The sequence below is a fragment of the Stenotrophomonas sp. S41 genome (assembly GCF_016624625.1).
GTDB lineage: Bacteria > Pseudomonadota > Gammaproteobacteria > Xanthomonadales > Xanthomonadaceae > Stenotrophomonas.
Genome location: NZ_JACVTV010000050.1, coordinates 21,046 through 27,739 on the forward strand (window position 1 = coordinate 21,046; position 6,694 = coordinate 27,739).

Below are 6,694 nucleotides of genomic sequence, written 5' to 3' on the forward strand. Positions count from 1 at the left end.
GTTACGGATCGTCGGCGTCGATCAATGCGTCGGTGGCGAACCGCGGCGGCTGCCGTGCGCGGGTGCGCTGTTCGTAGGCGTAGGCCATCTCGATCAGCTTCGGCTCGCTCCAGGCGGTGCCCATGAACAGCAGGCCGGCGGGCAGGCCGTCGATCTGGCCCATCGGCACGCTCAGGCTGGGGTAGCCAGCCACCGCAGCGGCGCTGTAGCTCTCGCCGGGGAAATCATCGCCGCTGCTGCGCAACGGCCAGGCAATGCCGGTGGTCGGGGCGACCAGGCCATCGAGCTGGTGCGCGGCCAGCACCGCATCAATGCCCTCAGGGCCGGCCAGGCGGCGTGCATCGCTGCGCGCACGGATGTAGACGGGGTCGGCCAGGCCGGCGGTGGCGTCGGCCTCCTGCAGCAGCTGCTGGCCGAACAGCCCCAGTTCCTGCTTCGCATGGGCCTGGTTGAAGGCGATCAGCGCGGCCAGGCTGCGCAGCGGCGCCTTGTAGGTGACCAGGTAGCGCTCCAGCCCCGCCTTGAACTCGTACAGCAGCACGGTGCGCTCGGCCTCGTCCCAGGCGCCCTGGTTGGGCATCGCCACCGGCACCACCACCGCGCCGGCGCGGCGCAGCTCGGCCACGGCCTGGTCCATCAGCGGCGACATGCCGCGGTACTTCAGCAGCGGCGTCTGCAGCAGGCCCAGGCGTTTGCCGCGCAGGCCCTGCGGATCCAGCCGCGCGGTGTAGTCGTAGACCGCCCGGCCGGGCATGGTCGCGGTCGCCGGGTCGGCCGCATCACGGCCGGCGATGGCGGTCAGCACCGCAGCCGCATCGGCCACGCTGCGGGTCATCGGCCCGGCGGTGTCCTGGCTGAAGGAGATCGGGATGATGCCTTCGCGGCTGACCAGGCCGACGGTGGGCTTCAGCCCGACTACGCCGTTGATCGCCGCCGGGCAGACGATGCTGCCGTCGGTCTCGGTGCCGATCGCCACGCTGGCCAGGTTGGCGGCCACGGCCACCGCGCTGCCGCTGCTGGAGCCGCACGGCGAATGGCTCAGGCGGTAGGGGTTGCGGGTCTGGCCGCCGCGCGCGCTCCAGCCGGACACCGAATCATTGCCGCGGAAGTTGGCCCATTCGCTGAGGTTGGTCTTGCCCAGCACCACTGCGCCGGCCTCGCGCAGGCGGCGCACCAGGTAGGCATCGCCGGGCTTGAAGCCCTGCAGCGCCAGCGAACCGGCGGTGGTGGCCATCGGCGCGGCGTTGATGTTGTCCTTCAGCAGCACCGGGATGCCGTGCAGCGGGCCACGCAGGCGGCCTGCACGGCGCTCGCGGTCACGTTCGGCCGCTTCCTTCAGGGCATCGGGGTTGAGTTCCAGCACCGCGCGCAGGCGGGGCCCGGTGCGGTCCAGGGCGGCGATGCGCTTGAGGTAGGCGGCGGTGAGGGTGGTGCTGTCCAGCTCACCGCTGACCATCCGCGCCTGCAGATCGGCCACGTCGGTTTCGGCGTAGGGGAAGGGCACGTTGCTGCTGCTGGGCGCGGCGGCGTGCGCGGCAGACGTCGCCGGACTGCAGCCCACGGCAAAGAGCGCGGGCAGGGCCGCGGTCAGGCAGGTCAGCAGGGAAGACAGGAACGGGCGCATCGGACGGCTGGGTCGGCTCCAATCGTCAGTGTAGCGGCTGCTCAGTGGCGGCGCTTGCGCAGGTCGCGGGCGAGTACGTAGACGACGATCAGGTTGATCGCCAGCACGCTCCAGGAGGCCCAGCCGGGGTGGCGGAGCACCGCGTAGATATCGAAGGGCAGGTAGATGGAGGCCGTCAGGCAGCCGAGCCAGGAGGCCCAGGCCTTGGCCTTCCACAGGCCCCACGCTTCGACCAGATGCAGCAGGCCGTAGCCGATCATCGCCGCCGCGGCCAGGTGCACCGCGTCGGGACTGATCATGTTCAACAGCGAGGGCAGGGTGCCGTGATCCGGGTCCAGGCTGAAACGCCGGATCAGGGCATTGACCCCATCGCGAAGCGGCTGCGGACCGAGCATTTCCAGCCCGGTCGCAGCCAACAGCGCCAGCATCGCCTTGCTCGCTTCGAGCAGGGCGATGACGTGGAGGCCCGGATGCCGGTGCGGATCCGGGTTGTAGCCGTTCTGGCTCACGGGTCAGGCTCAGCCGCCGCGCGAAGCCTTCTTGCGGTCGCTTTCGGTCAGGAACTTCTTGCGCAGACGGATCTCCTTCGGGGTGATCTCGACCAGCTCGTCGTCCTCGATGAAGTCCAGGGCCTGTTCCAGCGAGTACTTGATCGCCGGGGTCAGCTGGATCGCATCGTCCTTGCCCGAAGCGCGCATGTTGGTCAGCGGCTTGGTCTTGATCGCGTTGACGGTCAGGTCGTTGTCCTTGGAGTGGATACCGACCAGCTGACCTTCATACACGTTGTCGCCTTCAGCAGCGAACAGCTTGCCGCGTTCCTGCAGCGGGCCAAGCGAGTAGGCCGGCGTGGTGCCCGGCGCATTGGCGATCATCACGCCGTTGATGCGCTTGGCGATCGCGCCCTGTTCCTTCGGACCGTAGTGGTCGAACACGTGGAACAGCAGGCCCGAACCCTGGGTCAGGGTCTTGAACTCGTTCTGGAAACCGATCAGGCCACGGGCCGGGATCGAGTATTCCAGGCGCACGCGGCCCTTGCCGTCCGGCTCCATGTTCTTCAGCTGGCCCTTGCGGGTGCCCAGCTTTTCCATGACGCCGCCCTGGTGGATTTCTTCGATGTCGACCACCAGCTGTTCGATCGGCTCCATCATCTGGCCGTCGATTTCCTTGATGATGACTTCCGGGCGCGACACGGCCAGCTCGTAGCCTTCGCGACGCATGTTCTCGATCAGCACCGACAGGTGCAGTTCGCCACGGCCGGAGACCAGGAACTTGTCGGCGTCTTCCAGCTGTTCGACCTTCAGGGCCACGTTGTGGACCTTTTCACGGTCCAGGCGGTCCTTGATCTGGCGGCTGGTCAGGAACTTGCCACCGGACAGGTCCTTGTTGCCGGCGAACGGCGAGTTGTTGACCTGGAAGGTCATCGAGATGGTCGGCTCGTCGACGGTCAGTGCCGGCAGCGCTTCCGGGGTATCCGGGTGGCACAGGGTGTCGGAGATGGTCAGCTCCGGGATACCGGAGATGGCGACGATGTCACCGGCTTCGGCGGTGTCCTGCTCGATGCGCTCCAGGCCCAGGAAGCCCAGCACCTGCGCGACCTTGCCGTTGCGCTTCTTGCCTTCACGGTCGATGACCGCGACCTGCATGTTCTTCTTCAGGGTGCCGCGCTGGATGCGGCCGATGCCGATGACGCCCACGAAGTTGTTGTAGTCCAGCTGGCTGATGCGCATCTGGAAGGCGCCTTCCGGATCGACTTCCGGCTTCGGCGCGTGCTGCATGATCGCTTCGTACAGCGGGGTCATGTCGCCGTCGCGCACGGTGTCTTCCAGGCCGGCGTAGCCGTTCAGGGCCGAGGCGTAGACGATCGGGAAGTCGAGCTGCTCGTTGGTGGCGCCGAGCTTGTCGAACAGGTCGAAGACCTGGTCGATCACCCACTCCGGACGCGAGCCCGGACGGTCAACCTTGTTGACCACGACGATCGGCTTGAAGCCCATCGCGAAGGCCTTCTGGGTGACGAAGCGGGTCTGCGGCATCGGGCCGTCCATCGCGTCGACGAGGATCAGCACGGTGTCGACCATCGACAGCACGCGCTCCACTTCGCCGCCGAAGTCGGCATGCCCCGGGGTGTCGACGATGTTGATCCGGTTCTTGATGCCGGTCTTCTTGTCTTCCCAGGTGATGGCGGTGTTCTTGGCCAGGATGGTGATGCCGCGTTCCTTTTCCTGGTCGTTGCTGTCCATCACGCGCTCGGCGAGGACGGTACGCTCGGACAGGGTGCCGGACTGCTTCAGCAGCTGGTCGACCAGGGTGGTCTTGCCATGGTCGACGTGAGCGACGATGGCGATGTTGCGAAGGTTTTCGATGGACATACGAAAGGGGGCCAGTCGGCGCCGGATTTGGAAAAAGAAGTCCAACATTATACGTCGAAGTTGACGGTTGGCGAAAACCTTCATTTCCGACCCGGCCGGATGCCCATTCAGGCGCCTGTCGGGGCTGCCTGAACGGTGGCCCCCGGCCGGTCGGGCCGGCCCCGTTGGCCCATGGTCGAAGGCGCCGCTGCCACGAGCCGGGTGTAAACTAGGTGGCTAGACGCATTCCCATCTGCAGCAAGGATCTCCATGTCCCTCATCGCCACTTTCGACACCACCCAGGGCCCGATCAAGGTCGAGCTGTTCGCCGACAAGGCGCCGCTGACGGTTGCCAACTTCGTCAACCTGGTCAAGCAGGGCTTCTATGACGGCCTGATCTTCCACCGCGTCATCGCCGACTTCATGATCCAGGGCGGCTGCCCGCAGGGTCGTGGCACCGGTGGCCCGGGCTACAAGTTCGAGGACGAGAAGAACGGCGTGAAGCACGAGGTCGGCTCGCTGTCGATGGCCAACGCCGGCCCGAACACCAACGGCAGCCAGTTCTTCATCACCCACATCAAGACCGACTGGCTGGACGGCCGCCACACCGTCTTCGGCAAGGTCCTGGAAGGCCAGGCCATCGTCGATTCGGTCAAGCAGGGCGACGTAATCCATTCGATCACCCTGGAAGGCGACGTCGACGCCGCGCTGGCCGCACAGGCCGACCGCGTCGCCGAGTGGAACAAGATCCTCGCCGCCTGATCCCCCTTCGAAACGGCCACCCCTCGGTGGCCGTTTCCCTGTTCCCCGCCGCCCGCCAGGCCTGCGTGCCACGCCCGCGGCGTTCCATCCAACGCTTGCAAGCAAGAGGAAACCCCCATGAAAGCACCCGTTCGTGTTGCCGTGACCGGCGCTGCCGGCCAGATCGGTTACGCCCTGCTGTTCCGCATCGCCTCCGGCGAAATGCTGGGCAAGGACCAGCCGGTCATCCTGCAGCTGCTGGAACTGCCGGTCGACAAGGCCCAGGCCGCCCTGAAGGGCGTGATGATGGAGCTGGAAGACTGCGCCTTCCCGCTGCTGGCCGGCATGGTCGGCACCGACGACGCCGAAGTGGCCTTCAAGGACGCCGACATCGCCCTGCTGGTCGGCGCGCGTCCGCGCGGCCCGGGCATGGAGCGCAAGGACCTGCTGCTGGAAAACGCCAAGATCTTCACTGCCCAGGGCGCGGCGCTGAACAAGGTCGCCAGCCGTGACGTGAAGGTGCTGGTGGTCGGCAACCCGGCAAACACCAATGCCTACATCGCCATGAAGTCGGCCCCGGACCTGAAGCCGGAAAACTTCACCGCCATGCTGCGCCTGGACCACAACCGCGCGCTGAGCCAGCTGTCGAACAAGCTCGGCAAGCCGGTCGGTGGCATGGAGAAGCTGGTCGTGTGGGGCAACCACAGCCCGACCATGTACCCGGACTACCGTTTCGCCACCGCCGATGGTGCCTCCATCGCCGATGCGATCAACGACCAGGAATGGAACGCCAACACCTTCATCCCGACCGTCGGCAAGCGCGGCGCGGCGATCATCGAAGCCCGCGGTTCGTCCTCGGCTGCTTCGGCCGCCAACGCTGCCATCGACCACGTGCGTGACTGGGTGCTGGGCAGCAACGGCAAGTGGGTCACCATGGGCGTGCCGTCCGACGGTTCCTACGGCATTCCGGAAGGCGTGATCTTCGGCTTCGCCGTGACCACCGAAAACGGCAAGTACACCCTGGTCAAGGATCTGCCGATCGACGACTTCAGCCAGAAGTACATCGACAAGACCCTGGCCGAGCTGGAAGAAGAGCGCTCCGGCGTCGCCCACCTGCTGGGCTGATACCGCGTTGACCGGTAGGTACCGACCGTTGGTCGGTACGTCATCCAGAAGGTAGGTACCGACCGTTGGTCGGTACGCAGGAACGGGGAAGCTTCGGCTTCCCCGTTTCTGTTTGAGGACCAGGAAACCTGATGATCCACCTGCATTACATCGATGACGCACTGCTGGTGGCCGAAAAGCCGGCCGGCCTGCTGTCCGTGCCCGGCCGCAGCGAAGAAAACCAGGACTGCGTGGTGGCACGTCTGCAGGCGCTGTATCCGGATGCGCTGACCGTGCACCGCCTGGACCAGGTGACCTCGGGCCTGCTGCTGCATGCACGCGGCAAGGCGATGCAGGCGGCGTTGTCGATGCAGTTCGAGCAGCGCCAGGTGAGCAAACGCTACGAGGCGGTGGTGCAGGGGCTGCTTGAGGCCGACGCCGGTGAAGTGGACCTGCCGTTGATCGTGGACTGGCCGAACCGGCCGAAGCAGATGGTCGACCATGAGCGTGGCAAGCCGGCGCTGACGCGCTGGCAGGTGCTGGCGCGGGATGCGCAGGCGCAGCGCACGCGCGTGGCGCTGGAACCGGTGACGGGGCGGAGCCATCAGCTGCGGCTGCACATGGCCAGTCTTGGTCATCCCATCGTGGGGGATGTGTTGTATGACGCCGCGCCGGCGCAGCGGGTGCATCTGCATGCATGCGCGTTGGGGTTCACGCATCCGGTGACGGGCGCGGCGCTGGCGTTCGAGTCAGCGGCTCCGTTCTAGGGGGTTCGGCAGGGCTGCGCCCTGCACCTGCCGAAGCAGCGTCAACGTCAACGTCAACGTCAACGTCAAAAGCGGCGCTGGTTTTCTGTGTGTTGGGCGGGGCGGTGTGGGTG

6 protein-coding genes are annotated in these 6,694 nt (G+C 66.5%); 3 read left to right on the top strand and 3 right to left on the bottom strand.

Annotation, left to right across the window (positions count from 1 at the left end; genetic code table 11):
* Window position 1: 1 nt before the first annotated feature.
* The 3 genes from IAE56_RS12080 to typA are packed head-to-tail and all read right to left on the bottom strand — an operon-like array spanning window position 2 to window position 3,990.
* Window positions 2–1,624 carry an amidase gene (locus IAE56_RS12080; RefSeq protein WP_200752704.1) on the bottom strand — a complete coding sequence of 541 codons (1,623 nt, stop codon included), beginning with the start codon at window positions 1,622–1,624 and terminating at the stop codon, window positions 2–4.
* Between the two features lie 41 nt (window positions 1,625–1,665).
* Complete coding sequence (locus IAE56_RS12085) at window positions 1,666–2,133, bottom strand: DUF2127 domain-containing protein (RefSeq protein ID WP_079220768.1); 468 nt, start codon at window positions 2,131–2,133, stop codon at window positions 1,666–1,668.
* Window positions 2,134–2,142: 9 nt separating this feature from the next.
* Window positions 2,143–3,990, bottom strand: coding sequence for a translational GTPase TypA (gene typA / locus IAE56_RS12090; protein ID WP_049456418.1), 1,848 nt, complete (start codon window positions 3,988–3,990; stop codon window positions 2,143–2,145).
* 249 nt (window positions 3,991–4,239) lie between these two features.
* On the opposite strand from typA, the gene IAE56_RS12095 reads away from it, so the two are divergent.
* From IAE56_RS12095 to IAE56_RS12105, 3 genes are all read left to right on the top strand, one after another.
* Window positions 4,240–4,731 (top strand): peptidylprolyl isomerase, encoded by a 492-nt coding sequence (locus tag IAE56_RS12095; RefSeq protein ID WP_079220769.1) that lies wholly within the window; start codon window positions 4,240–4,242, stop codon window positions 4,729–4,731.
* Window positions 4,732–4,848: 117 nt separating this feature from the next.
* Window positions 4,849–5,835 carry a malate dehydrogenase gene (locus IAE56_RS12100; RefSeq protein WP_108748672.1) on the top strand — a complete coding sequence of 329 codons (987 nt, stop codon included), beginning with the start codon at window positions 4,849–4,851 and terminating at the stop codon, window positions 5,833–5,835.
* A gap of 131 nt (window positions 5,836–5,966) precedes the next feature.
* Window positions 5,967–6,581 carry an RluA family pseudouridine synthase gene (locus IAE56_RS12105; RefSeq protein WP_200752705.1) on the top strand — a complete coding sequence of 205 codons (615 nt, stop codon included), beginning with the start codon at window positions 5,967–5,969 and terminating at the stop codon, window positions 6,579–6,581.
* The last annotated feature ends 113 nt before the right edge of the window (window positions 6,582–6,694 follow it).

What these genes read in the sequence shown, in the direction of transcription:
- IAE56_RS12095 (WP_079220769.1), top strand. Translation starts at nt 4,240, where the DNA reads ATGTCCCTCATCGCCACTTTCGACACCACCCAGGGCCCGATCAAGGTC.
- IAE56_RS12105 (WP_200752705.1), top strand. Translation starts at nt 5,967, where the DNA reads ATGATCCACCTGCATTACATCGATGACGCACTGCTGGTGGCCGAAAAG.
- IAE56_RS12080 (WP_200752704.1), bottom strand. Translation starts at nt 1,624, where the DNA reads ATGCGCCCGTTCCTGTCTTCCCTGCTGACCTGCCTGACCGCGGCCCTG.
- typA (WP_049456418.1), bottom strand. Translation starts at nt 3,990, where the DNA reads ATGTCCATCGAAAACCTTCGCAACATCGCCATCGTCGCTCACGTCGAC.
- IAE56_RS12100 (WP_108748672.1), top strand. Translation starts at nt 4,849, where the DNA reads ATGAAAGCACCCGTTCGTGTTGCCGTGACCGGCGCTGCCGGCCAGATC.